The sequence below is a fragment of the Deltaproteobacteria bacterium genome, from assembly GCA_022340465.1.
GTDB lineage: Bacteria > Desulfobacterota > Desulfobacteria > Desulfobacterales > B30-G6 > JAJDNW01.
On record JAJDNW010000041.1, the window covers coordinates 1 to 23,468 of the forward strand.

A 23,468-nucleotide genomic window follows, 5' to 3' on the forward strand; every position below is an offset into this window, starting at 1 on the left:
ATGCGGATGTCGTCCGGGTTGGTGGCGGCTCTGTTTATGTCCATATGACAGTCGGTGTTGCAGAGCGGATCGAGTGGATTCAGCCCGAAATACTCGAAATCCAGGACGTCGATATTGGCGGCCAGGGTTTGCGGCGATCCGTTACCGGACGCCCTGGTGAGTTTGTTTGCATTGAGGGCATAGGCGATGATTTCGTTGGGGCCGTCCGTGCTTCCATCACCGAATCCCTCCTCCTGTGGGTTGTCCGTTTCCCCGTCCCCGTCGTTGTCGATACTGTCGGCGTCGCCACCGGTGACATCCATGGAGAGCGCCATTGCATCGTGCCGGCCCGGCACGGGTTGAATGCCCGAACCGGCGGTTCCGACAGGGTCGTAGCCCGCCATCTGCAGGTCCCTGGTGATGAAATACATGGCCGTACGCACATTTTGCTGCATTTCAGAAGTGTTACGTTGTCTGCTGTGCAGGCTCAGCTGTTCGTGAAAGGCGGTGACGATGCCGGCCATGACGATGCCAAGAATCGCCGTGGCGACCATCACTTCCACAAGGGAGAACCCTTTGCTGCCCATCGTCAACTACCTCCCTGTTTCTGGATATGAATGCCACTGGAATGCTGGAATATTGGGTGACGTCAACGGCCGATTTTCCGCCTTGACGCATTACTGCCGTATGGAGGCGGGAATTTCAATCCTGGTTGAATGCTCACAAAATACGGTAAATAGATCAGAGGTCGGGAATTTTTTGCTGAAACCCCTCGCCGGGTTGAAGAAAGAGGATATTTAAATTATAATTCCTTACTGCTTGCTGCAGGGATAGAAATTTCGGCTCGTCAAACTGACGGCGGATAAATCTTTCGCAGGGAGCGACGTAGTCGCGTTTCATAAAATCGTGGAACACGATTTTATTGTTTGTATTGAAATGTTTTGCCGATTTTATAAAGTAACGGTTGACATCGGTTTAAATCTGCAGAAAATTTGAAAGGATCCAGCCGGGTAAGGGGATGGCTGCCGGTTAACCTACAAGCACAAGGAGATGAAATGTCCTCACTCGTTACCACCGAAATCGAAAACCATGTGGCGCACGTGCGATTGAATCGGCCCGAAAAATACAACGCGCTCAGCCCTGACATGTGCAATGCCATTATCGATGCCGGCAGGAAAGTTGCCGCCGACAAGAGCGTCAGGGCGGTGGTCCTTTCTGGCGAAGGCAAAGGCTTCTGCGCCGGCCTCGACTTTCAGAGCTTCATGGAAATGGAGAAGTTGAGCGGTGAAAATGAGATGGCGTTGTTTGACAAGCCCGAAGGCAGTGCGGCCAATTACGCCCAACTCGTGGGGTATATCTGGAAACAGGTTCCGGTTCCGGTGATCGCCGCCGTTCACGGGGTTGCCTTCGGCGGGGGGCTGCAGCTCGCTCTGGCAGCGGACATTCGTCTGGTTGCCGGGGATGCGAAATTTTCGATCATGGAGATCAAGTGGGGGCTGATACCGGATATGTCGGGAACCCAGACCCTGAGGGACCTGGTCAGGTTGGATGTCGCCAAGGAGCTGACCTACACGGGGCGGGTCGTCCAAGCCGAAGAAGCCGCTGCGCTTGGGCTGGTGACCCGGGTCTGCGACGATCCCCTGGCGGCTGCGCGTGAAATGGCCGCGGAAATTGCCGGCAAGTCTCCCGACGCCATCGTAGCCGGGAAAAAACTTTTGGACGATGCCTGGCACGGAAGTTCGTCGGAAGGATTGGAATTGGAGGCGCGTTTGCAGAAGGGCGTCATCGGCCGGGCCAACCAGGTCGAAGCCGTCATGGCCAATTTTGAAAAGCGGGCCCCCAACTTCGCCAACCGCGAAAGATGAACCACAAAGACACAATGGCCACAACGGACACAACGAACTGAACCTTTGTGCCTTTGTGGTGAGAAAAAATGGGAATTGAAAAAGGGGAACAGGTGGAAAATTCATTGAAGGGGCACTTTCTGGTCGCCATGCCCGAGATGGCCGATTTCAATTTTTCTCATACGGTGACCTGTATCGCCGAGCACACGCAGAGCGGGGCCCTGGGCATCGTTATCAACCGGAAGCTGCCGTCCGTATCCGGTAAGACCATATTCGAAGAGCTGAAACTGGAGGGCCGGTCCGGGAGTGGATCGATTCCCATTCATATCGGCGGCCCGGTGCATGCAAATGAAATTTTCATCCTGCACGGCCCGCCGTTTTCATGGGAGAGCTGTATGATGATTACGGAAACCCTGGCCATGAGCAACACCATGGACATCATCACGGCCATCGCCCGCGGAGAAGGGCCCGAGGCGTTTATCATTTCCCTGGGCTGCGCCGGGTGGGGGCCGGGTCAGCTGGAGTTTGAAATTACTGAAAATGCCTGGTTGACCTGCCCGGTGGCGGAGGATGTTGTTTTTTACGAGCCGATAGAGACCCGCTGGGAGACGACTGTGAAAAGAATGGGGATCACCCCGGCGCTTTTGTCAAATACGCCCGGGCATGCATGAGTGAAGCGTCGACCGGGGGGAGATGCGGCGGTGTGTTTATGCCGGTTTCTTTGTTTTTTGTTTGGGTTTCTTTTTTTTTAGGCACACCTTGTCCTTTCTCACAAACGCGCAGAGCTTCGGGTTGTAATACTCTTTGCAATTCAAGGGATTGTAAAGTGGGCACTCAGGATGTTTTTCAGACATTTAGACTATTTTCCCCTCAGCCTGGTTCGGAAGTTTTATAGTAATCCCTAACTTGAGCTCAACTTAGGTAATCGTAAGCGTAGCATATATCTCATATTATTACAAGCCATTGGACATTTACCTGTTTTCGACTGAAGGCAATTCATTTTGACAATGCACCGGGGCTGGGGTAATAGGGTTCCAAGGCCAATGTCTCATACGGGGAATGGCAGAAAAAATCCTCTTCTAACAGCGACAGTCCCGGCAAGTGCAGGACGTTGAGTTTTAACATGCCCTCTTTTCAAGCGCTCAAAACCGAGCTTCAGGAGATCAATCGGTCCATGATCGCATCAATCGATCGGGTGATGACGATGCCCGGGATGTCTCCCGATGCATTTCAAGCCTGGAAGGAGACTTGCAGCACCGTTGGCCGGCAGGTGGAGGACGATGTCATCCGCGTGGCGGTGGTGGGAGCCATCAAGTCGGGTAAAAGCACCTTCATCAATTCCATCTTCAAGGAAGATTACCTCAAAAGGGGCGCCGGCGTGGTCACCTCGATCGTTACCCGCGCCCGCAGGGGGCCGTACCTCAAGGCAACCCTCTTTTTCAAATCCTGGGACGAGATCAATACGGAGATGCAGCAGGCCCTGACCCTGTTTCCTTCTTCACGGTGGCGGGCCGGTGAGGACCTTTTCGACATCCGCCGGGAGGCGGACCGGCGGGACCTCGCAGTTTCACTCGACTCGCTCAATTCGGAGATGCTCATTTCCGAGGGCGCGCGCAACGTCAACAGCATCGTTTTGGATTCCTATCTGAAGGGCTATGATCAGGTCAGGCCCATCATGGCTTCTGAGCAGATGACCAAGGTTTTCGAAGACGATGCCTTTGACGGACAGCGGGCCTTTGTGGGCAGCGACGCCCTGGCCGTTTACCTAAAAGACATCGAACTCGAGATCAACAACGGCAGTCTGGACGGCAATGTGGAGATCGCCGATTGCCAGGGAAGCGATTCGCCCAATCCACTGCACCTGGCCATGATTCAGGAGTATCTGGTCCGCACCGACCTGCTCATCTATGTCATCAGCAGCCGGACGGGCCTGCGGCAGGCCGATATCCGTTTTCTTTCCATGATCAAACAGATGGGGATACTGGAGAACATCCTGTTTGTCGTCAATTGTGATCTCAGCGAGCACGAAAGCGTGGCGGACCTGTCCGGCCTTGTTGAAAGGACGGGTCGTGAGCTGGCGATGCTGAAGCCGCAGCCGGAGGTGTTCACCCTTTCCTCCCTGCTGAATCTGTTCAGGGCAAGACAGGGGAAGAACACCGAAAAGGATGACCTGCGCCTTTCTCAATGGCTGAAGGAGAGGGCGCTGGTCGAATACTCGGACAGGGAAACCGAGCGTTTTTCAACGGTTTTTCAGAAAAAACTGGCGCGGGACAGATCCTCCCTGCTGCTTGCCAACAACATCGAGCGGTTGGCCGTCGTTGCAGCGGGCCTCTCCCACTGGGCCGGGTTGAATCTCGATGTGGCCGACAGAGATGCGCACGGTGTAGATGAAATCCTCGAGAAGATCGACTTTCACCGAAGGCGGATGGACAAGATCGCCGCCATGGTAAAAAGCACCCTGGACGGATCCGTTCAAAAGGTGAAAAAAGAGATACGTGTCGACATTGACCGCTTTTTCGATGCCCGGCACGGCAGCACCATGCAGCAGGTGGTGGAATTCATCCGAAGCTACAAGATGCCCATGGATCGCTATGAAGACAACCTTACGGCATCGGGCTTTACCGAAACGCTTTTTCTGGTATTTCAGGATTTCAAGGAGGCCCTGGACAAGCACCTGGCCGAAAAGGTCAACCCGAAGATCATCCGCTTTGTCCGCGAGGAGGAGCAGAAGATAGCCGAACACCTCGAAGCGGTGGCGGGTCCTTACGAATCCATGGTGAAGGAAGCGGTGGCGGAATATGTCGAGAGTATGACGAAAACAGGTATATCCATGCGCGGTGAATCCGTTTCGGGATCCCGTGACAATGGCCTGTCGGCCATGCGCCACGGCAGCGACCTGAAACTTCCGCCGATGGCAGCCACCATGCGCTACTCGGCACGCATCAAAACGGAAGCGGTGGTTAAACTGGGGGTTTACGCCTTTGAGAATCTAATCAGAAAACTGCTCAAAAAGGACCCAGACGGCAATGCCCGGCAAAAAATCAGGGCGCTGGAAGACGGGGTCAAACGCATGAAGCGCGAAACGGAGCGGTCCGTACTGCTGCACCTGAAAGACTACAGGGAAAATATCAAATTCCAGTACATGTACAAACTGGCCGGTGCCATGTCCGATCATCTTTACAAGGGGCTGCTGGAACGTTTTGAGGCCTACTTTGCGGACATTTCCACGATGGTGGCGTTGATCAAGGAGGAGCGCATCGACAAGAAGGGCTCCCTCGACAGCCTTCAACGGGTCGAAAAAGAATCTGTGGCCACGTTGCAGCGTATAGACGGGCTGAGGGAGAGAATCGGAAATATGGTGGCGGATATCGGCGTGGGCGGTTGATGATGCCAATTTGCATTTTTCAACCACACAAAGAACACGCGATAAAGGATTCGAGTGAAACTAAACGTTTTAGGTTTCAGGTGTTACGTTTTAAGTGGCAGTGGGGGATCGGTTTTTTCGCAGGGCTGAATCCCCGTATACACTGCGGCCCCTGGTTTCGACTTCAGCCGAGATTCGTTGACTTGATCTCAACGTTGCAAAGGCCTGAGGGCTTCAGAGTCAAGGCGTCTGAGATTGATACAAAGGAGGTAGAAAGATGGCAAAAAAATCAACCAGGATCATCGCGGTAGCCAATGAAAAGGGCGGGGTCGGCAAGACGGTCACCGTGATTAACCTCGGTGCTGCAATTTCTCTGATGGGAAAAAGCGTTCTGGTTGTCGACATGGATCCACAGGCAAATGCCACCAGGGGGCTGGGGATCGAATCGGACGGGGACCGATTGAACGCCTACGACATGATCATGACCCCTGCCAAAGCCGCCGCCGAAGACGTATTGATGGAGACGCCCTGGAAAGGTCTGGACCTGATTCCGTCCCACGTGGACCTTTCCGGCGCCGAGGTGGAACTGGTGGACGAGGAGGGGCGGGAAAACCGGTTGAAGGACGCCCTGGCACCGATTACCGGCGGGTATGACGTCGTGCTGCTGGACACGCCCCCGAGCCTTTCCCTGCTGACGATCAACGTGTTCACCTGTGCCCGCGAGGTCATCGTGCCCTGCCAGACGCACCCCTACGCTTTCGGGGCGCTGGAGGAGCTCTTCGACACCATCGGGGCCGTGCGGGACGCCATCAACCCGGATTTGACGGTGGCGGGAATTCTCGCGACCATGTATGATCAGCGAACCAGGGTAAGCCGGCGAATACTGGAAAAGCTGAAAAGCGACGCGCGTTACAGCCCCTTGCTGCTCTCCACGGTCATAAGGGCCAACACCAAAATTGCCGACAGCGCCGATGCCGGCAAACCGGTCGTTTTTTACCGAACCACCAGCTACGGTGCGCTCGACTACAAGGCATTGGCCGAGGAGTTGGATGCCTGAAGCCTTGCGAGGACATCGAAGAAGGCAAGGTTGAAAGCAAAGATGTCGAATTCAGCGCTAAAATCGATCGTTGCGGTAAAAGATCGATTTTAGCGCTCGACGATGAACCAGGGGTTGAGAAGATCCGCCTTGTTGTATATCAAGGACTTTCCCGAGGCGTGGTCGTAAATGCGCGCGCCCGCGCATTGCGCGACGGCGTGTCCGGCAGCGGTGTCCCATTCCATGGTGGGGGCCAGGCGCGGGTAGATGTCGGCCCTGCCCTCGGCCACCAGGCACAGCTTCAGCGAACTGCCCGCGGGGATGAACTCGATCTTCTCGTATTCACGGCGTTTTGCGTCGACGAAGGCTTCGAGCGCCTCGGTGGCGTGGGACCGGGACCCGACGATGGTGTAGGGCCTGTCTTCGGTGTTTTCGAGGGGCAGCTTAGCGGCATTCCCGACAAGATCGTCCATGGCGAAGCCGTCCCCATCGATGCGGCTCACCAGGTCGCCTACCTTTTCCATGCCGTCCAGTTTGAAGGCGCCCAATTCGGGCAGGGCGAAATAGAGCAACGCGCGAACGGGCGCGAAGACGACTCCCAGGACCGGCTTTCCAAGAGAAACCAGGGCGATGTTGACCGTGAATTCACCATTGCGTTTGACAAATTCCTTGGTGCCGTCAAGCGGGTCCACGATCCAGAGCGTGTCCCAGGTTTTGCGCTCCTCAAAAGAAAGGGCTTTGCCCTCTTCGCTGAGCAGGGGAATGCCGGTTTCCGACAGATGCCGGGAAATGACGGCGTGCGCTTTTTTGTCGGCGAGGGTCAGGGGTGAGTTGTCTTCCTTGTAGTCCACCTCGAATTCGGAGCCGTAGACTTCCAGGATCGCCTTGCCGGCCTCGACGGCCGCCCGGATGGCCAGGGTGAGGTTGTTCAGGTTAGGCATTGGCTTTTCCTATGTATGCTTCTTTACATCTTTGGGTTTGCGGTTTGCGGCGTACGGTGAAAGGCTCAGGGCTAAGGGTTCATGTTTTTCATTCGATGTTCAGCGTTCCTCTGTACATTGATCCCGTCAACTGTTTCTGTCGTGAACTTCGACTTCTGGCCTCCGATCTCTGACAGGCACCGACCGCCGACCACCGGACGCTATGCTTTCTTGAGTTTCGCCAGGCTTTCCCTGGCAAAATCGATGCCCGGATCGATGGAGAGGGCGATTTCGTAGAAATAGGCGGCTTTTTCATATTCACCCATTTCGCGGTAATTGGATCCGATGTTGGCATAGTCGATGGCGGAGCCCGGATTGAGTTCCAGGACCCTGGCAAACGCTTCTATGGCCTGCTCATGCTGCTTCAGTTTGAAATGGCAGAACCCCATCAGGTTGTAGATGTCGGTGCGTTCCCTGTCCAGTGCTTCCCCTTTTTTCAGGACGTCGAGTGCCTCCTCAAAGGCGCCCATCTCCTTGAGGCTGACCCCCATGTAGGAGTAGATGCTGGCCATGTCCTGCCTTGCCGGGTCGAGGTCCAGGGACCGGTTGAAAAGATCCAGGGCTTTCTGGTTTTCGCCCATGTCCAGCATGGCCTTTCCCAGGTAAAAGCTGAGATAATATTTGCCGGGCAGTCCATTGTCGATTTCTTGCAGCTGCCTGAAAGCTTCCCCGGGCGATTGGTTTTCGGATATGAGCTTGGCCGCAAACATGCCCACGCTGGTTCCGGCGGCCCTTTCGCGGAAGTGGGCGCCGGGGACGATGGTGTAAAATGACGGTATGCGCAGGCGGTCGTGCATGGTGTCGATGACGATTACCTCCAGGTCCCTTTCCGCCAAAGCGGCGATGCTGTTTTCCACTTCTACGCGGATGTTGTTGTCGGAGATATCGGGCAAATCGGCCAGAGCGACGGTTTGGGCGGCACCGGTGACATAAGCCGCATCGGCTAGGTTTGTGAATTTGGGAAGACCGCTGGCGACGTAATTGGATCCGGAGTTGAAATCGCCGGCCAGTTGAGCCGTTTCCGTCAGGGCGCGGCTGAGCGCCTTTTGTGGATCGGGCGTCGTCCCGGCCGTCCAGACGATTTCACTTTTTTCGGGGAAAGTTCGGGGGTCGTACGCCAGGACCCCGACCGACGGAATGCCCATATCGAGCGTAAAATCGGATAGATATACATGAATCCCCGCATGGTGATACTTGGCGAGCATATCGACAACCGCGGGATCGTCCGCCGATGCAGGCTCGATCAGCGGCACCGGCATCCGGTTGCGGCTGATCAGGGAGGACACGTGGCGTTCGACGATTTCGCAGATTCCCTGGCAGAGGGCCTCTTCCCTGCAGTTGCCGGCCGAAGGACCGTTGAATTCATTGATGGCAAAGAACCAGCTGAAGGGTATGAGCACCTTTTCCCTGCGGGTGAGGTTGTAGGCCCAGGTCCAGGAAAGGGGCAGATTTTCGAACACGTTCCGGGTAATCTCGAGGTCGCTGGAATCGTCGTGAACCGATCGGGCAATCGCCTCGAAAGGCAGGGCGTCGTTTTTAAGATGGGTGTAGGTGTCGGTGAAAAAATTATTCGGGTTCTTGCAGAAGCTGAAAAAGCTGAATCTTTCCGCCAGTTCCATGACGGCACTGGCTTCGGCCTGTTGCGGCGTGGCGCCCTTGCCCATCTGTTTTTTCGTGCCGATAATGGATGCCGCATCCCGGCCGCACTTGCTGAAAAACACCGGGATGCCGAGCCTGCCGTTGTCGATGCGCTCGGTTTTGTCCAGAATGTCCAGATCGATTTCCCGCAGGCGCCGGCGAAACTTTTCCACGGTTTCCCGTGGGTCCATAACTTTATCCTGGTCTGCGGTGTATTGCTTGAAGGCGTCGTCAAGTACAATGGGCTCGGTCATGCATTCTCCAATTTCATTAAAACGTGGGGTGCGATTTCAATTTACCCAACGTGGGTTCACTTAAAATGTTGAGGTTCGATTGTCCTCCATTATAACCACTCGATCCGTTTATGCAATGGCCCTGGCATTGCCGTTGTGCCGCGCGCTCTGAAATTGACTTTTTGCGGCAGGTTTGATATGCTGAATCACTTTATTTGAAACGCTCAACTTAGGTTTTAACAAACGTGGCGGTATCCTGGGGGGCTGTTGACATGATGTGCAGAATATTTTTGATTACTCTTTTTATCCTGTCCCTGGCAGTGGCTTCCTCTGCCGAATTCTACAAGTATCGTGACGCCGACGGCGTCCTGCGCTTTACCGACAATTTGCAGGATGTTCCCAAGGATCAGCGGGAAGGGGCGCAGAGCTATCAGGAGGTCAAATCCGAACCACCCGTTTCCGAAGAGGCCGCGCCCGAGGTCGACGAGGCAGCGGGAGCGCAAGGAGGCAATACCAAGGCGTACAATGAACTCAAGTCCGAGAAGGAAGCCTTGGACAATGAGTACGCCCAGATAGAGGCGGACAGGAAAAAACTGGTCGCAATGACAAAATCCCCTAAAAACGACGAGGAGTACGAGGCGTTTCAGGGGCAGATCAAGCGCTTCAACGACAGGGTCAAGGCCTATGAGGAGAAGCTTGCGATTTTTGAGCAAAAGGTGGAAGCCTACAACGCCCAGGCCAAATGAGTTCGTTTACTCAAAAAAGGCAAAATTCCGGACAAACCCTGTTGATTTAATCGTATGTTTTGGGTATTAGGGGTTGGCAATCAGGCCGCATGCAGGCGGTCGTCGATAATTTGTGGGGATGTAGCTCAGCTGGGAGAGCGCAGCGTTCGCAACGCTGAGGTCGAGGGTTCGATCCCCTTCATCTCCACCAAATAAAAACAATGAGTTAGGCCGGAAACGAATTTCCGGCCTTTCGTTTTTTTTGCGATTGTACTACCAGGGGTCTTATGCCGGTAGATGAACCGAGATAGCGAGCGCATTCCCCGCAGCTTGCTGCAGGGTAAGCGAGCGCATCATAATTGATAGAATTCCTTACGGTGAAGATTCCCCTTAAGCTTGCTGCGGGGAACTTTCAATGAAGATAAAAGGTTGTGCGACGGATGTCCCACTGGTAACTTGTGGCCTGCCGATTGTTTCTTTGTTGGACATCGCTTGTATCGGAACATCTATACGGCAACCGGTATAACAAGAAGGAGGAGCTATGCATGCCGTTGATTTTGAAAAAGGGCTGGTAGAACTCGGCGAAGGCGTTTGGGCCTATCTTCAACCCGATGGATCCTGGGGGTTGAGCAATGCAGGGCTGGTGGTGGATGATGGCCGCTCGTTGTTGATAGACACGCTTTACGATCTGACTTTGACCAATGAGATGCTGTCGGAAATGCGCGCGGTTGCGTTGGGAAACGATTCCGTGGATTTTCTGGTCAACACACACGACAACGGTGATCACTGGTTTGGCAATGAAGCGGCAAAGGCAAAAGAGATAATTGCGACCAAGTCCTGTGCCGAGGCTATGGCTGCCTTTACACCTGAAACCATGGCCGCTATCATGCAGGGCGCACCCGGTCTCGGCGATGCCGGTACGTTTTTTCTGAAATGCTTCGGCAAATTTTCCTATGACAACATCACGGCAGCCTTACCCGACCGCACCTTTGAAGGGCGCATGGAGCTCGAAGTCGGGAGTAGAAAGATAGAGTTGATTGAAGTCGGCCCATGCCACACGCAAGGGGATCTGGTCGTGCACGTTCCCCATGCCGAAACCGTATTCGTAGCCGACACCATGTTTGTGGGCGGGCATCAAATTATGTGGGCGGGACCCGTGGCAAATTTCATCCGGGCCATCGATCTTGTTTTGAATCTTGAACCGAGGCATATCGTACCCGGCCATGGCCCGGTTACCGATAGAAAAGGAGCGCTGGAGATCAAAAACTATTGGGAATATTATGCCCATGAGGCCAGAATAAGATACGACCGGGGCATGGAAAGTTTTCAGGCAGCCAGGGATATACCGCTCGGTCCGTATGCCGGCTATCACGATCCGGAAAAGATCCTGATTAACGTCAATGCGTTGTACAAGGAATTCAGCGGCGATCCCGAACCTCTGAATCCGGTGGAGCAATTCGGTTACATGGCAAAGTGGTAACCCCCCTGTTTGCAACGCTGGGGCAGGTAGGCTTTACCGGAAACTTCGTACCAGGTTGCGACAATTTGACAAACGGTATTTCATCCCATAGAGTGATTGCCGAATAATCGATGGTCACGGGTGAAATTTGATGAAGTGCGGTATGCAAACGACACCCTTCCAGAGTGAAACCGGTGCCGGGTCCTGCAGGCTCTGGCATCCACCAGCACGCAGCATTGCACAATGCGATGATTGGCCGGATCGAGGTCCGGATGGAACGGAACGGATATGAAGCTTGTGCCCAATACCATTCGCTGGCAGATCGTGACGGCTTTTATGGTTTGCTTCATTTTCATGGGGAGCATCATCGCTTTCAACTATAACAACTTCCGCAAGCTGTCGCGCTCAATGCAATTTTTCGAGATCGCCGAAGAACTCAACAAAAATCTGCTTGAGATGCGGCGTTACGAGAAAAACTACTTTCTTTACCGCCAGGAATTCAATTACGAAGAAAACGTCACTTATGCCAATCAACTGGCGCTGACCCTGCAGAGAGAGCGTGTCAATCTGATCACGGCCATGGGGGGGGGCAATTACGGCAATTTTGTGGAATATGCCAACGACTATGCCGGGTTGATGGCCCGCCTGCATCAGTCGTCGTGCGAAGCGGAGAACTGCGCTCCCTTGCAGGAACAGATCCGGGGGGTCGGTAAAAATCTGATGGTCCTGGCGGATCAATTGGTTTCCACGGAACGTCTCACCATCAACCGCCTGCTGCAGCACATGATTCCGCTGCCGTTGGTCAGCCTGCTGGTTCTGGTTATCCTGCTGGGCTTTGTCATCTTTTTCATCGGTGAGAAAGTGATCCGGCCGTTGGCCCGCATCACCCGCGAATCCGAAGCCGTGGCCCAGGGAATGTTCCAGCGCATCACCCCTTACGGCGGCGATAAGAATGAAATTCACCACCTGATATCGACCATCAACCGCATGATGACCGAACTTGAAAACCGTCAGGAGCAGTTGATCCAATCCCGAAAAATCGCATCCATCGGCACGTTGACGGCAGGCATCGCCCATGAAATCAACAATCCGGTGAACAATTTGTCGTTGACCCTGGAAGCATTGATTGAAGACGGTGCAGAGATGGAAGACCAGGAACGCCAACAGCTTTACAGGGAAGCAATGGACCAGGCCGATCGAACCAGCGAAATTGTCAAAAACCTGCTGGAATTTTCGCGTGCCAGCCATCCGAAAGTTGAAAATGTCGATTTAGAAGAAATCGTCGATAAAACCGCACGCTTGCTCAACAATGAAATGAAATTGAACAATATCCGGTTTGTCAAGGAGGTCAGAAACACGCTGCCGGCCCTCTATCTGGACAGGGGTGGTTTGCAGCAGGTGCTGCTCAATCTTTTTATCAATGCCGTTCAAATCATGGGGAAAGACGGTGAGCTGAAAGTCGTCATCCGTCCGGCAGAGACTCCCGACGAAGTCAGGATCGATGTCATCGATTCCGGACCCGGTATACCGGAGGAGCATATAAACCAGGTATTCGATCCGTTTTTTACCACGAAGAAGGAAGGTGAAGGCACGGGACTGGGCTTGTCCGTAAGTTACAGTATCATCGAAAAGAACGGTGGACGCATGGAAGTGCAAAGCCAGCCTGGCCAGGGCGCTTGTTTTACCATTTTTCTGCCGGCAGTTATGGAAAGGAAACCATAAGGTTGAGGTAATAGTGGATACGTTTAAAATAGCCGTCATCGACGATGAGCCGATCGTTTGCCGTGAAACCAAAAGGGCACTCGTAAAAGAACACTACGAAGTCGAGACCTTTTCCGACGGCGAAACCGCTCTGCAGCGTTTTGAACAAACGGATTTCGACCTGATCCTGTGCGACCTCCGCCTGCCGGGTATCGACGGTCTCGATCTGTTGAAAATGGTCCGCCGACGCACCCCTGATTGCGAGGTGATCATCATCACCGCATACAGTTCGGTTGATACGGCCATCGAGGCCATCCAGGCCGGGGCGTTTCACTATGTAATCAAGCCCATCAAGATGGCCGAACTCAAGCCACTGGTCAAACGTGTTTTGGACAAGGTTCTGCTGGTACGCGAAAAAAATGCATTAAAGGAAGCGCTGTTCTCACAAACCCGGCCTGCGAACTTTATCGGAAACAGCAAAGCCATGCTCGAGGTTTTCCGTTTGATCGGCAAGGTGGCGCCGCTGGATTGCAACGTTCTCATTCAGGGAGAAAGCGGTACGGGCAAGGAAATGGTGGCCAGGGAGCTGCACCAGCGGAATCCGCGAAATAACCACCCCTTCATCTCTTTCAACTGCGGCGGTTTCAGTGACGACCTGATCGCCAATGAGCTTTTCGGTCACGAGAAAGGGGCTTTTACCGGTGCCACGGAGACTAAAATCGGACTCTTGGAAGCCGCCGACAAGGGGACGATTTTCCTCGATGAGATCGGCGAAATGCCGCCGAGCATGCAGGTCAAACTGCTGCGTTTCGTGGAAGAGCGCACCCTGATCCGCGTCGGCGGTGTCAAAGCGCATCCGGTGGATGTCCGGCTGATTGCGGCCAGCAACCAGGATTTAAAGCAGCTGGTGAAAAGCCAGGCATTTCGAGAAGATCTTTACTACCGGCTGCACGTCGTCACGATCACCCTGCCTCCCTTGAGAAATCGCCGGGACGACATTCCGTTGCTGGTCCACAACTTCCTGTCGAAATACAGCAAGGCCTTCGGAAAAGAAATCAAGGGAATTTCGGCGGAGGCGTTGGAGATCCTGTCCCAATACCCTTTCCCGGGCAATGTGCGTGAGCTGGAAAACATCATTGAACGCGCTGTCGCATTGTCTGATGACAAAATGGTCTACGCGCACGATTTGCCGTCCGACCTTAGGGAGCTTTGCATGAGCAGCTTCGATGCACAAGCCTGGCCCTCTTTGGAGGAAAAGGAGAAGCAATACATTCAGCAGGTATTGATCAAAACCAATCACCGGAAAAATCTCACCGCTGACATCCTCAAACTGCCCCGCACCACGTTGTGGCGCAAAATGAAACATTACGGGCTTGCCTGACCCGACAATGCCCCTGCCGATTGTTTCGATATGAAACGTATCACCTAACCCTTTCTTTTAAAAGAAAAATCACAACGAGCCGGTGGCTATCAAACTGGAAAAGAGTTTCATATTGAAACTTTTGTCAGTCGCCGTTCGGTGATTGGTTGCGTATCTTACTGTAAGTATTGAAAAAAATTTTTGGCATCTTTTTTGAAACATACGTGTCCGGGGGACCGCATGCCATGGTTCAGAAAAAAATTCTAGTCCCTATCGGGCAAACGGCGACTAATCTTAAAAGCGTTCATTACGCCCTGGCGCTGGCGGACAGACTGGGTGCCCGCATCATTATTCTTCAGCAGGCACTGTCATCCAAAGCCGAAAACAGGCAAGCCGCCTGGTTTCACGAAAGCCTTCAGGACCTGATCAACAACGCCCGTAAAAACGATATGTTGCTGTCGCATTACATGGCTAACACGAATTTCAAGGATGAAATCGTCGATCTGGTCAGAGTGGAACATATCGATCTGCTGGTTTTCTGTGAGGATGGGGAAGTTTCGGAAAGCTTGCTGTTTCAAATCAAGCCGTTGGTACCAAGCCAGATTATCCAGGTCAGAGAAAAAAACGAAATACACTGTATCAAGGAAGGGGATGAAGCTTATGGCACTTGTCATGATATCCAGCCTGTACCAGGCGGGGCGGGAGGAGTTGGCCCGGGCTTTAGCCGCAAAAACCGATTGGCCGATGCTCACCCGCGAGGACCTTCAGGAAAAGGCAAAGCAGCAGGGGATAAGGGTCGGCCGGCTTGAAGTCAGTATTATCAAGCGGCCGACATTGTCTGAAAAACTTGCCCGTGAAAAAAAATTGTATCTTGCATTTCTCACCGCCACCCTTTGTGAGAGGGCCCTGCAGGGAAATCTGATTTACGACGGACGGGCCGGCCATCTACTGCTGCCGGGTGTCAGCCATCGCCTGCGGGTGGGATTGACGGCACCTATTGATATCCGCATTCAGAGAACCGCCAGGTCGCTGAACATGCTGCCGGAGCAGGCTGCCGCCTATCTCTCCCAACTGGACGATGACATCGCCCAGTGGATTCACTATATTCATCACGCCGAGGGACAGGACCCCAATCAATTCGATGTTTTTTTCAACCTAGAAACCACTACGGTGACCAGTGCCGCCGAATTGCTCAGCCGTATGGTTGAGCTGCGCGAATTCGAGCCTACCCCGACCAGCACCCGGTTGTTGAAAGACCTGTATCTCGGTGCACAGGCGGAACTGCTCCTGATCCTCGACGAGAAAACGCGTGCGGTGGATCTGAAGGTACAGGCCGAGAACCAGGTGCTAACGGTGACCTATCCGCCGCATAACAACGGGATCAGCGATGCGATCCTTCAGGTCCTCGGCGACCTGAAAGAGTGCCGGGAGATCCATTGCACGATGGCCGAAACCAATATTCTGTGGGTTCAGGAACGGTTCAAAGCAGGATCGGAGAATTTCCAGCAGGTCATTCACCTGGCCCAACGCTGGGGGGCCGCGGTGGAATTGATGCGCCTGATAGCGCCGGAGGATGTGGCCGGGAATCAAAAGCATGTCGACGACGAGTTACCGTACGATTTCGGTCGTCAGGAATGTGCTCTGGAAAAAGACGGTGGTGTCGAAGACGACGATCCCGAGGATACAGATGAAGATGACGGCCTGAGCGGCGCCATGGAGGATCTGATCGACAAGGGGCGCTGCGGCGGGGGGCAAACCGTCTGCGGGGGGTATGACAAGATCCTCGAACGCGTCCGCGGAGATGCCGACTATGCCCTCGTCGTGGTCGGCGACATGTTTCTTTCCAAAGGCCGCTCGACCCGGACCCGCAGGACCCGGGAGCTGGCAATGAGCATTCGGGATCGGCTCAAGGCGCCGGTGATCACCATGGACGAATTGAAATCCCGTTTTCTTTTCGGCAAGCGTCAAGGGGTCATGCTCGCAGGGTATGCGGCCATCGTATGCCTGATTTATATACTGGCGTTCAAGAACCAGGACCCGATTCTGGCCTTTCTCAGCGGTCCCATGCACGAACAGATGAAATGGCTCGCTCCCCTTGTCATCGTCCTGTTTGTTCCGACCATCGCCTATCTTTACGGGACCATTACAGGGTTGATCCTGAAACTCATCAATATCGACTAGCAGGTTTATTCTGGAGGCATTTATGCACACGCTTATCACCTACATCGACATCGATCTGTTCACGGCGCTTCAAGTTGTGCTGCTGGGGTTCATCGGGGGCATTCTCAGCGGTTTCATCGGCAGCGGTGGTGCATTTTTTATGACGCCGGGCATGATGAACCTCGGCGTGGACGGTGTCATTTCCGTGGCCAGCAACATCACCCACAAATTCGGCAAGGCGATGGTGGGGTCACGCAAGCACGCTGCCGCGGGCAATGTGGACAAAAAGCTGGCAGCCTATATGCTGATTACGGCGGTGTTCGGTATCCAGATTGCGGTGGCGATCAACAGCCACCTGTTCAAAGGCGGCGGCGGCGGTCACGGTGCGGGGGGCAGCGCCGGTGCGGATTTGTACATCAGCCTGGTTTTTGCCACCATATTGTCGGCGGTGGCCGTTTCCATGCTCAGGGACGTCCTTAAATCCAGAGGGAAGGGTGAAGAGGATGGCGGGCCCTCTATGAAGATCGCCGAATTTTTTTCCAGGCTGAATCTGCCACCGGTCATTAATTTTCCCGTCGCAGACACGAAAATAAGCCTTTGGGTACTGATGGCCGGTGGCATCAGTACCGGGTATCTCGCGGGAACCATCGGTGTGGGCGGGTTCATCGGTGTGCCGGCCATGATCTACGTTTTCGGTGTCCCCACGACGGTGGCCACCGGTACGGAGCTCTTTCTGGCCCTTTTTATGGGGGCTTATGGAGCGCTCAGCTACGCTTATCACGGTTTTGTCGACATCCGTTTGACGATGCTGCTCTACCTCGGCTCACTGGTGGGGATCCACTTAGGTGTATACGGCGTCAAAGTCGTGAACGAAAGGTACATCCGCATCGTCACCAGTCTGATCATTCTTCTGTGTGTTTTCAGCCGCATCATCGCCATGCCGGTTTACCTGCGGCAATTGGGGATTATCAGCTATGTAAGCGACTATGACCGTTATTTCAACATTGGCAGCAAATTCTTTCTGTTTGCCAGCGGTATTATCGGCGCACTGGTCATTCTGCTGAAGGTGGTGGGCGCTTATCGTCAACGCCGAAAAATCCAAAAAACCCTTCAGGTTATTAAAGAGCCCAAAATGAAAATGATCGAAGCGGAAAAGGCGGCATAACCCGAAACCTAAAATCGAGCGATTTACTTGCAAGGAGAGAAAGATGAGCTACCAATGCAATATTCTAATTTTGGATGATGAACGCATTGTCGGTGACCGGCTCAAAACCATCCTGGGAAAATACGGTCACCACGTAGAAGTTTTTACCAATCCGCTCAATGCGTTGAAGTGCTTGGAAGAGAAAAACATCGACATCGTGATCAGCGATATCCGTATGCCGGAAATGGATGGGATCCAAGTGATGAACTGGATTTCTCAAAGATCGAAAGACACGAAGGTCATTATGATCACCGGATACGCCACTTTGGAACTGGCCCGCGAGTCTTTGACCAAAGGCGCTTTCGATTTTATTGCCAAGCCTTTTAAAGCCAAAGAGATTCGTCAGACGATCCAAAAAGCCGCCGCAGCGCTCAATGAGAATTCCTCGCGGATTTCTGAAAACGCCTCGGCGTGAGGGCAGTCATGGATATCGTCCGACAGGAGGAGATAAAATTATGATCAGAACGTTGGTATCCGTATATCCGAATATAGCCTCTGTCATCGCGATGAATTACGCTTGTGGGCTGTCTCAGGTCATCGATATGGAGATCCAGCCGATATTCGTCAAGGAACCCGAGCCCGAAACAGAGGCCCCCGGTGTAGGCTGGGTTCGCCGCACGTGGGAGAACAGTCTATTGGACACGGAACGCGACGCCATCGATCGTCTCATCGAGGCCGAACGCTCCCATTGCGCCAACCTGGCCAGAGCGCAGGTTCTTTTCGGCAAACGGGACAATGCCATACTGTCCAACCTGATGGGCGGTACCTATGACCTGTTCGTGGAGGGCAGCCTGGCCGGTTTTGAAAAATCGGAGTTCGAGCAGAGGGTCGGTTCCGAACTCTACCGCAACCTGCCGTGCCCTGTAATTATCGCACGCAACCTCATCCAGCTGCAAAAGGTTTTGGTGGTTTTCGACGAGGAAATAAATATCGGCAACCTGCTGCACCGGTTGACCAACCTGTTCGATGGCACCCGGTTCCGCTTTGATCTGCTTTACTACCGGTTTTCTGGCGCAGGGATATCCGTCGATCCGATTGACGGGGCGGAAGACCTTTTTCCCGAGGTGGAAGCGGTTCTCAGCCCCCATGGATGGAAACCTGAAAATCGGCTCGCACTGCAAGGATCTCCGCAGGGCTTGGTTCGGCGAATTCAGGATTACAGCCTGATTGTAACCTGCCTGCCGCAAAGGATGGGGCCAGACAGCAGCTTGGTGCAGCTTTTGGGCGATACCTTTTCTCCCATTCTTTTGTTTCGGCAATAACTCGAGATTGCAGGGTATGAGGTGAACATGAAAATACTGGCTGCATTGGGAACAACTTCTCAAGACGCTTTCGTCGTCAATGAGGTGGCTCGACTGGCAGGCAACACCTGGGCCGACGTCACCCTCCTCGGCGTTGAAACAGGAACGTCCCCGGAGATACCGCCGTTTTCCGCCTCCTTCCGGAGCGATGAATCCCACCCTTTGGTTCAATCGCTGCGCGGTCTTCGGGGACGTTTTCTGTCCCGCTTTAAAGCGGAAGAATCTCCTTACATGGAAACCGTTGTTGATCATGAACTGGTGGAAGTTGAAAGCAACCTGTGGGAGGATTTAAACGTTTTGCGCAGCGCTCGCAAGCAACTTGTCACGCGCATTCGACCCGGAAACGCCGCCAGGTCGATCCTGGCAGAGGCCAGGCAGTTTCCCTGCGACCTGATTGTCATCGGAAGTTCCCTGGACGGCGACGGGAACGATATCGGCCGGATCTGCAGGAAAGTAATTCATGAAGCGGGCACATCCGTGCTCGTGATCGCAAAAACCAAGCTTCCTCAACGCATCGTCGCCTGTCTGGACCATGACCGGGTCAGTCAGCATTCTCTGGAAATCATTAACCAGATGGTCACGCTCTACCAGGCCGACCTTGAAATTGTCGGTGTATCCACGGTTGAAACGCTGCCGGGTGAAATAGACGACAAAATGGGTCAGATTTTAAAGTATTATGCGCAAAATGGCATCAGAACCCTGGTCCGGTCAGTCCCACGCACGTCCCTCGAGGCCTTCGCGGCTCAGGCAAGCAGGGAAAACCTGGTGGCCCTGTGGATGGGCAGGCAATCGCGCCTGCACCGGTTTATCACCCCCCGAAGCATGGATCGTCTGCTGGACAACTCGGATTATTCCGTGCTGATTCTGCGCTAGGCCGTTATTACGCCGGTGCTGCCCTCCAGATATTTGTGTCGAAAACAAGTGGGTGGCCGCTGACTTCCATCAGGCAGGCACCCCCCGTGCGGTGTCGGGTCGGGATTACGGATGGTGTTGTCGTGCAGGGTGCTGATTTTTACACGTAAAAGATGTCGGCATTCGCCACGATAGGGGTGAGTGATCAATGGGGGGTACCGGTAGGACGGGCCAATAACAACTGGTTCCCTTCGTTTGGGTTGCCGTCAGGCCGGTACCCCTTTAGCCGCTATTCGGATACGCCCTTTTCAAGCTCCGCGATCCGGTTTTGAATGGATTCCAGCGAGGCTTTCATGGCATCAGCCTCGGCCTGAAGCATTGCCATTTCATCGGCACTGCTCACCTGGTAGCTGGCGCCGGGGCCGAAGGCGGGTGGTGCCGGGTATCCGCGGTATCCGAAACCGCGCCCCCGTCCATAGCCGTGCCTGAATCCCATGCCTCTGCCTCCGCCGTAGCCATAGCCGATGTTAACGGGCCGGCTGTATTGGCCGCCGCACGGTCCCCGGCGGCCACCGGTCATAGGGCCGGCTCCCATGGGTCCGCTTCTGTCAAATCCTGGCATGATTGTACCTCCTTTTCTAAGGGTTGAATAATGGCACGTGTTGCCATATTGCGTTTTTACCCCAGCGTTGCAACGGTTGGGGTTCGCTGGCGGCAGGTAAAAGCGACTCGGTCCGGGCCACATTAACGATTTTGCCCGCGCCCGCCGCCGCCACGACCTTGGCCCTGGCCTTGTCCGCGACCTCCGCCGCGGCCCTTGCCCTGGCCACGCCCGCCACGTCTTTCACCTTGTCCTTGCAGCGGACGATTTTGTCCACACGGACCTTGTCCGCGTCCGGATTGACGGCCCTTTCCGTCCGGGCCGGTTCCATCTTTTTGAGGCATCGATTTCACCTCCTTTCTATGTCATTTTGAATGAATGATTACCCATCCATCCTGCCCCGCCGTCGTCGTCGGCGTCTGCCGCCGCCCCGCATGGCATAATTCCCACCGGTGACCCTGAGGGCTTTGCCGGTGACCAATGCCTCGCCAACGATATGGCGGGCCGTGGCCAGAATTCTGCCATAGGTCTGCCGGGACACCTGCATGAGGTTGGCTGCCGATTCCTGATCCAAACACTCGAAATCGCTTAATCTGATTGCCTCGAGCTCTTCAACGGACAACATTACCTCGCCGGAGATCGGCATCCCCTGGGGGACAAAGGCAGCGATAGTCGGGTAGCTGGAAACAAACCTGAGTTTTTTAGGTCTCGGCACGGTTGAATCTCCTAGTAATGATCATTTGATCAAAATATAAAGTCAATAATAGATGTTGTCAAGAGAAATTAAGGTCTTTTGACCAAAATTATTATTCCGGCCTGGGCGGGGACTCTTCATCGGCCGGGTGTGTCGATCGATGTGGGTGGTGCCGTTCGATCGGACGGTCTACGACGCCGACGTCATTTTCCTATAACCGGCGAAAGGTATCCGGAATTGCATATCTTTAAGCGTTGGCTGCGGCTATTTCAGCTGACTGTCCTTACTGCCACGGCGATTATATCCATTTGATATGACTTGGCTTTTTTCCAAAGCTGATTGGCATTTCACGCACAAGCGCACGCCCGGAAGCGCTTTGCGCCTGCCTTCCGGGATCGGCTCCTCGCATTCCTCGCAGTGGGTCAGCCCTGTGCCTTCGGGAAGCCTTTGCCGCGCCAGTTTCACCGCATCTTCGACACTGGCGTCAATCTGTTCCTGAACGCCTCCGTCACGGGCCCAGCCTACAGCCATGGTAAAAATCCTCTAGAATCTGTTGAGTTTTCGTTTCAGACTGTCCAGATACTCGGGACCGTCCAGGTGATGATCCTCCAGCTTGTCCCGGTAATAATTGATCAGCTCCATGGCCTTGGGGCCGAAGGTGAAGGCGATCTCCTGGCGTTTTTCTTCGGTTATCAAGCCTTTTTCACGGCAGTCGATCAGGAAATTATACCGTGCGATGATGTCCAAGATGTGCATTTCTTCTTCGTTTAAAGCCATGGTCTCATCCTGCTGTCGGTTTGTTCTACCGGTTGCTTAGGACGATCATGCGCTCCTGTCAAGCACCTTCCTCGCCGTTTACGTGAAATCCGATTTTGGGGCGGATCGATAACGTATTGACGCGTCATCGACATTTTGGCATACTCGCGCCGGTTCGACGAATAAATCGCTGTCTGTAGAAACATATTGAAAAGGAAATTGACGATGAAATTTGAAGACAAATTTACACTACCGTTGGAATGGATCAGTGACGAGACAAAACGAATCGTTGAAAGCTGCCGGGAGATCGTGGAGAAGGAAATAATGCCCATTCGGCACGAGCTTGACGAGGATTGGAAAGATCACAAAATTTACAACAAGATTTTGGAAAAAATCATGTTGGATTTCGGTTTGCAATGTGCACCGTGGCCCAAAGAATACGGTGGGTTGGAATTTGATTTGATTACCTCTTGCCTGTTGAACGAAGAAATGAGCAGGGGCGATTCCGGCATATCAACAGCTGCCGGCTGCATCAACTGGACATTCATGCCCATGTTGGCGCCCAAACCGAATCCGGTCCTGATCGAAAAGTTCGCCCCTCTTGCCTGCCAAAGCGACAAGCTGTTCGTCGGCTGTGCGGCCATCACCGATGCGAGAAGCGGATCGGATGTCGAAAATATCGACGGAACGCATGGAAAGTATATCGCCACAACGGCCGAGCTCGATGGGGATGAGTGGGTGATCAACGGCCATAAGCAGTGGCCCACGAACTCCGGCGGCCTTGCCGATATGTTCGCCGTATTCTGTACGACCAACCCCGGCGTGGAGGATGACGACGCTTTTGCAATCATTTACGTGCCTGCCGATGCGCCCGGCGTCAAACAGGGAGAGCCATACCAGAAGGCGGGAATGTCCGGTGACAAGAACAGTGACATCTGGTTTGACAATGTCAGGGTGCCCAAAGAAAACCGGGCCAACCCAAAACCGGGGGATGATGCCGTCGCCGCCAGAATGTTTATGAATGCCGGGAATATCGGCTCCGCAGCACACGCCCTCGGTATCATGCGCAATTGCTACGAACTGGTAAGGGCGTGGTGCGACACGCGCGAAGTAGGCGGTAAGCCGTTAAAGGAGCACAGCATGACGGCATCGGTACTCGCCGACATCGCCATGACGATCGAGGTCTGCAGATCCGACACCTATATGAAGGCAAGAATGATGACGGTCCCGGAACGTTACGGCATCGATCCGACGGGCGTCGAATTTCTAGCCAAAACCAGAGCAACCAAGCTTTTCGTAACGGACCAGATGACGATACTGATCAACAGGGCGATCGATTTGATGGGTAGCCAGGGGTATGCCCGGGAAGGTCACATCGAGAAACACTGGCGGGACAGCAAAATAATCAGCCTCTGGATGGGGGGGCGTGGTCTGGCGAAGCTGGATATCGCCCGCTGGTTTTATGACTGCAAGTCATTTTAACCGGTTCAACCAAACGTGGACCTCACGGGCGGAATGACAGAGATCAGCTCATAGCTGTCAGGCCATAGCTCATGGTACGCTATTGGCTATGAGCCATAT

The 23,468-nt window shown here is 54.0% G+C and carries 23 protein-coding genes and 1 tRNA gene; 16 read left to right on the forward strand and 8 right to left on the reverse strand.

All coding sequences use genetic code 11. The annotated features are described in order from the left end of the window. Positions 1-566: prepilin-type N-terminal cleavage/methylation domain-containing protein (locus tag LJE94_07220; protein ID MCG6909901.1), on the reverse strand; the 566-nt coding region annotated here is incomplete at its 3' end. A gap of 468 nt (positions 567-1,034) precedes the next feature. On the opposite strand from LJE94_07220, the gene LJE94_07225 reads away from it, so the two are divergent. The 4 genes from LJE94_07225 to LJE94_07240 all read left to right on the forward strand — a co-directional run bounded on the left by LJE94_07225 (position 1,035) and on the right by LJE94_07240 (position 6,244). Then, positions 1,035-1,844, forward strand: coding sequence for a crotonase/enoyl-CoA hydratase family protein (locus tag LJE94_07225; GenBank protein MCG6909902.1), 810 nt, complete (start codon positions 1,035-1,037; stop codon positions 1,842-1,844). 68 nt (positions 1,845-1,912) lie between these two features. Then, the gene (locus LJE94_07230; protein ID MCG6909903.1) at positions 1,913-2,494 is read left to right on the forward strand and encodes a YqgE/AlgH family protein; all 582 of its coding nucleotides are present in this window, start codon (positions 1,913-1,915) and stop codon (positions 2,492-2,494) included. A gap of 503 nt (positions 2,495-2,997) precedes the next feature. Further along, the gene (locus tag LJE94_07235; protein MCG6909904.1) at positions 2,998-5,208 is read left to right on the forward strand and encodes a dynamin family protein; all 2,211 of its coding nucleotides are present in this window, start codon (positions 2,998-3,000) and stop codon (positions 5,206-5,208) included. Positions 5,209-5,464: 256 nt separating this feature from the next. Beyond that, entirely contained in the window at positions 5,465-6,244 is a 780-nt protein-coding gene (locus LJE94_07240) for an AAA family ATPase (GenBank protein MCG6909905.1), read from the forward strand. Between the two features lie 89 nt (positions 6,245-6,333). Here the strand turns inward: LJE94_07240 and cysQ are convergent, their stop codons facing one another. Further along, on the reverse strand, positions 6,334-7,164 hold the full coding sequence (cysQ, locus tag LJE94_07245) for a 3'(2'),5'-bisphosphate nucleotidase CysQ (protein ID MCG6909906.1): 831 nt from the start codon (positions 7,162-7,164) through the stop codon (positions 6,334-6,336). Positions 7,165-7,364: 200 nt separating this feature from the next. Next, the gene (locus LJE94_07250; GenBank protein ID MCG6909907.1) at positions 7,365-9,095 is read right to left on the reverse strand and encodes a YcaO-like family protein; all 1,731 of its coding nucleotides are present in this window, start codon (positions 9,093-9,095) and stop codon (positions 7,365-7,367) included. A gap of 251 nt (positions 9,096-9,346) precedes the next feature. On the opposite strand from LJE94_07250, the gene LJE94_07255 reads away from it, so the two are divergent. From LJE94_07255 to LJE94_07305, 11 genes are all read left to right on the forward strand, one after another. After that, complete coding sequence (locus LJE94_07255) at positions 9,347-9,820, forward strand: DUF4124 domain-containing protein (protein ID MCG6909908.1); 474 nt, start codon at positions 9,347-9,349, stop codon at positions 9,818-9,820. 114 nt (positions 9,821-9,934) lie between these two features. Next, positions 9,935-10,010 (forward strand) — tRNA-Ala (locus tag LJE94_07260). Between the two features lie 330 nt (positions 10,011-10,340). Further along, on the forward strand, positions 10,341-11,279 hold the full coding sequence (locus LJE94_07265) for an MBL fold metallo-hydrolase (GenBank protein ID MCG6909909.1): 939 nt from the start codon (positions 10,341-10,343) through the stop codon (positions 11,277-11,279). 267 nt (positions 11,280-11,546) lie between these two features. Continuing rightward, on the forward strand, positions 11,547-12,980 hold the full coding sequence (locus LJE94_07270; protein ID MCG6909910.1) for a HAMP domain-containing protein: 1,434 nt from the start codon (positions 11,547-11,549) through the stop codon (positions 12,978-12,980). A gap of 13 nt (positions 12,981-12,993) precedes the next feature. Then, positions 12,994-14,340 (forward strand): sigma-54 dependent transcriptional regulator, encoded by a 1,347-nt coding sequence (locus LJE94_07275; protein ID MCG6909911.1) that lies wholly within the window; start codon positions 12,994-12,996, stop codon positions 14,338-14,340. A 224-nt stretch (positions 14,341-14,564) separates the two neighbouring features. Beyond that, on the forward strand, positions 14,565-15,128 hold the full coding sequence (locus LJE94_07280; GenBank protein MCG6909912.1) for a universal stress protein: 564 nt from the start codon (positions 14,565-14,567) through the stop codon (positions 15,126-15,128). Next, on the forward strand, positions 15,028-16,500 hold the full coding sequence (locus tag LJE94_07285; GenBank protein ID MCG6909913.1) for a cytidylate kinase-like family protein: 1,473 nt from the start codon (positions 15,028-15,030) through the stop codon (positions 16,498-16,500). The genes LJE94_07280 and LJE94_07285 overlap by 101 nt, the downstream gene beginning before the upstream one ends. Positions 16,501-16,522: 22 nt before the next feature. Next, a complete protein-coding gene (locus LJE94_07290) occupies positions 16,523-17,644 on the forward strand; it encodes a sulfite exporter TauE/SafE family protein (protein ID MCG6909914.1) in 1,122 nt (373 codons plus the stop codon). Positions 17,645-17,687: 43 nt separating this feature from the next. After that, positions 17,688-18,098 carry a response regulator gene (locus tag LJE94_07295; GenBank protein ID MCG6909915.1) on the forward strand — a complete coding sequence of 137 codons (411 nt, stop codon included), beginning with the start codon at positions 17,688-17,690 and terminating at the stop codon, positions 18,096-18,098. A gap of 40 nt (positions 18,099-18,138) precedes the next feature. Next, positions 18,139-18,945 carry a hypothetical protein gene (locus LJE94_07300; protein ID MCG6909916.1) on the forward strand — a complete coding sequence of 269 codons (807 nt, stop codon included), beginning with the start codon at positions 18,139-18,141 and terminating at the stop codon, positions 18,943-18,945. 27 nt (positions 18,946-18,972) lie between these two features. Beyond that, positions 18,973-19,857: a universal stress protein gene (locus LJE94_07305; protein ID MCG6909917.1), complete on the forward strand. Its 885-nt coding sequence runs from the start codon at positions 18,973-18,975 to the stop codon at positions 19,855-19,857. Positions 19,858-20,125: 268 nt separating this feature from the next. On the opposite strand, the gene LJE94_07310 is transcribed toward LJE94_07305, so the two are convergent. The 5 genes from LJE94_07310 to LJE94_07330 form a co-directional block, all read right to left on the reverse strand. Further along, positions 20,126-20,458 (reverse strand): DUF5320 domain-containing protein, encoded by a 333-nt coding sequence (locus tag LJE94_07310; protein ID MCG6909918.1) that lies wholly within the window; start codon positions 20,456-20,458, stop codon positions 20,126-20,128. A gap of 16 nt (positions 20,459-20,474) precedes the next feature. Continuing rightward, the gene (locus LJE94_07315) at positions 20,475-20,768 is read right to left on the reverse strand and encodes a hypothetical protein (GenBank protein MCG6909919.1); all 294 of its coding nucleotides are present in this window, start codon (positions 20,766-20,768) and stop codon (positions 20,475-20,477) included. Between the two features lie 51 nt (positions 20,769-20,819). Next, positions 20,820-21,152 (reverse strand): DUF134 domain-containing protein, encoded by a 333-nt coding sequence (locus tag LJE94_07320; GenBank protein ID MCG6909920.1) that lies wholly within the window; start codon positions 21,150-21,152, stop codon positions 20,820-20,822. A gap of 243 nt (positions 21,153-21,395) precedes the next feature. Further along, a complete protein-coding gene (locus tag LJE94_07325; GenBank protein ID MCG6909921.1) occupies positions 21,396-21,662 on the reverse strand; it encodes a DksA/TraR family C4-type zinc finger protein in 267 nt (88 codons plus the stop codon). A 12-nt stretch (positions 21,663-21,674) separates the two neighbouring features. Continuing rightward, positions 21,675-21,908, reverse strand: coding sequence for a hypothetical protein (locus LJE94_07330; GenBank protein ID MCG6909922.1), 234 nt, complete (start codon positions 21,906-21,908; stop codon positions 21,675-21,677). A gap of 204 nt (positions 21,909-22,112) precedes the next feature. On the opposite strand from LJE94_07330, the gene LJE94_07335 reads away from it, so the two are divergent. Then, complete coding sequence (locus tag LJE94_07335; GenBank protein MCG6909923.1) at positions 22,113-23,369, forward strand: acyl-CoA/acyl-ACP dehydrogenase; 1,257 nt, start codon at positions 22,113-22,115, stop codon at positions 23,367-23,369. Positions 23,370-23,468: the final 99 nt, after the last annotated feature.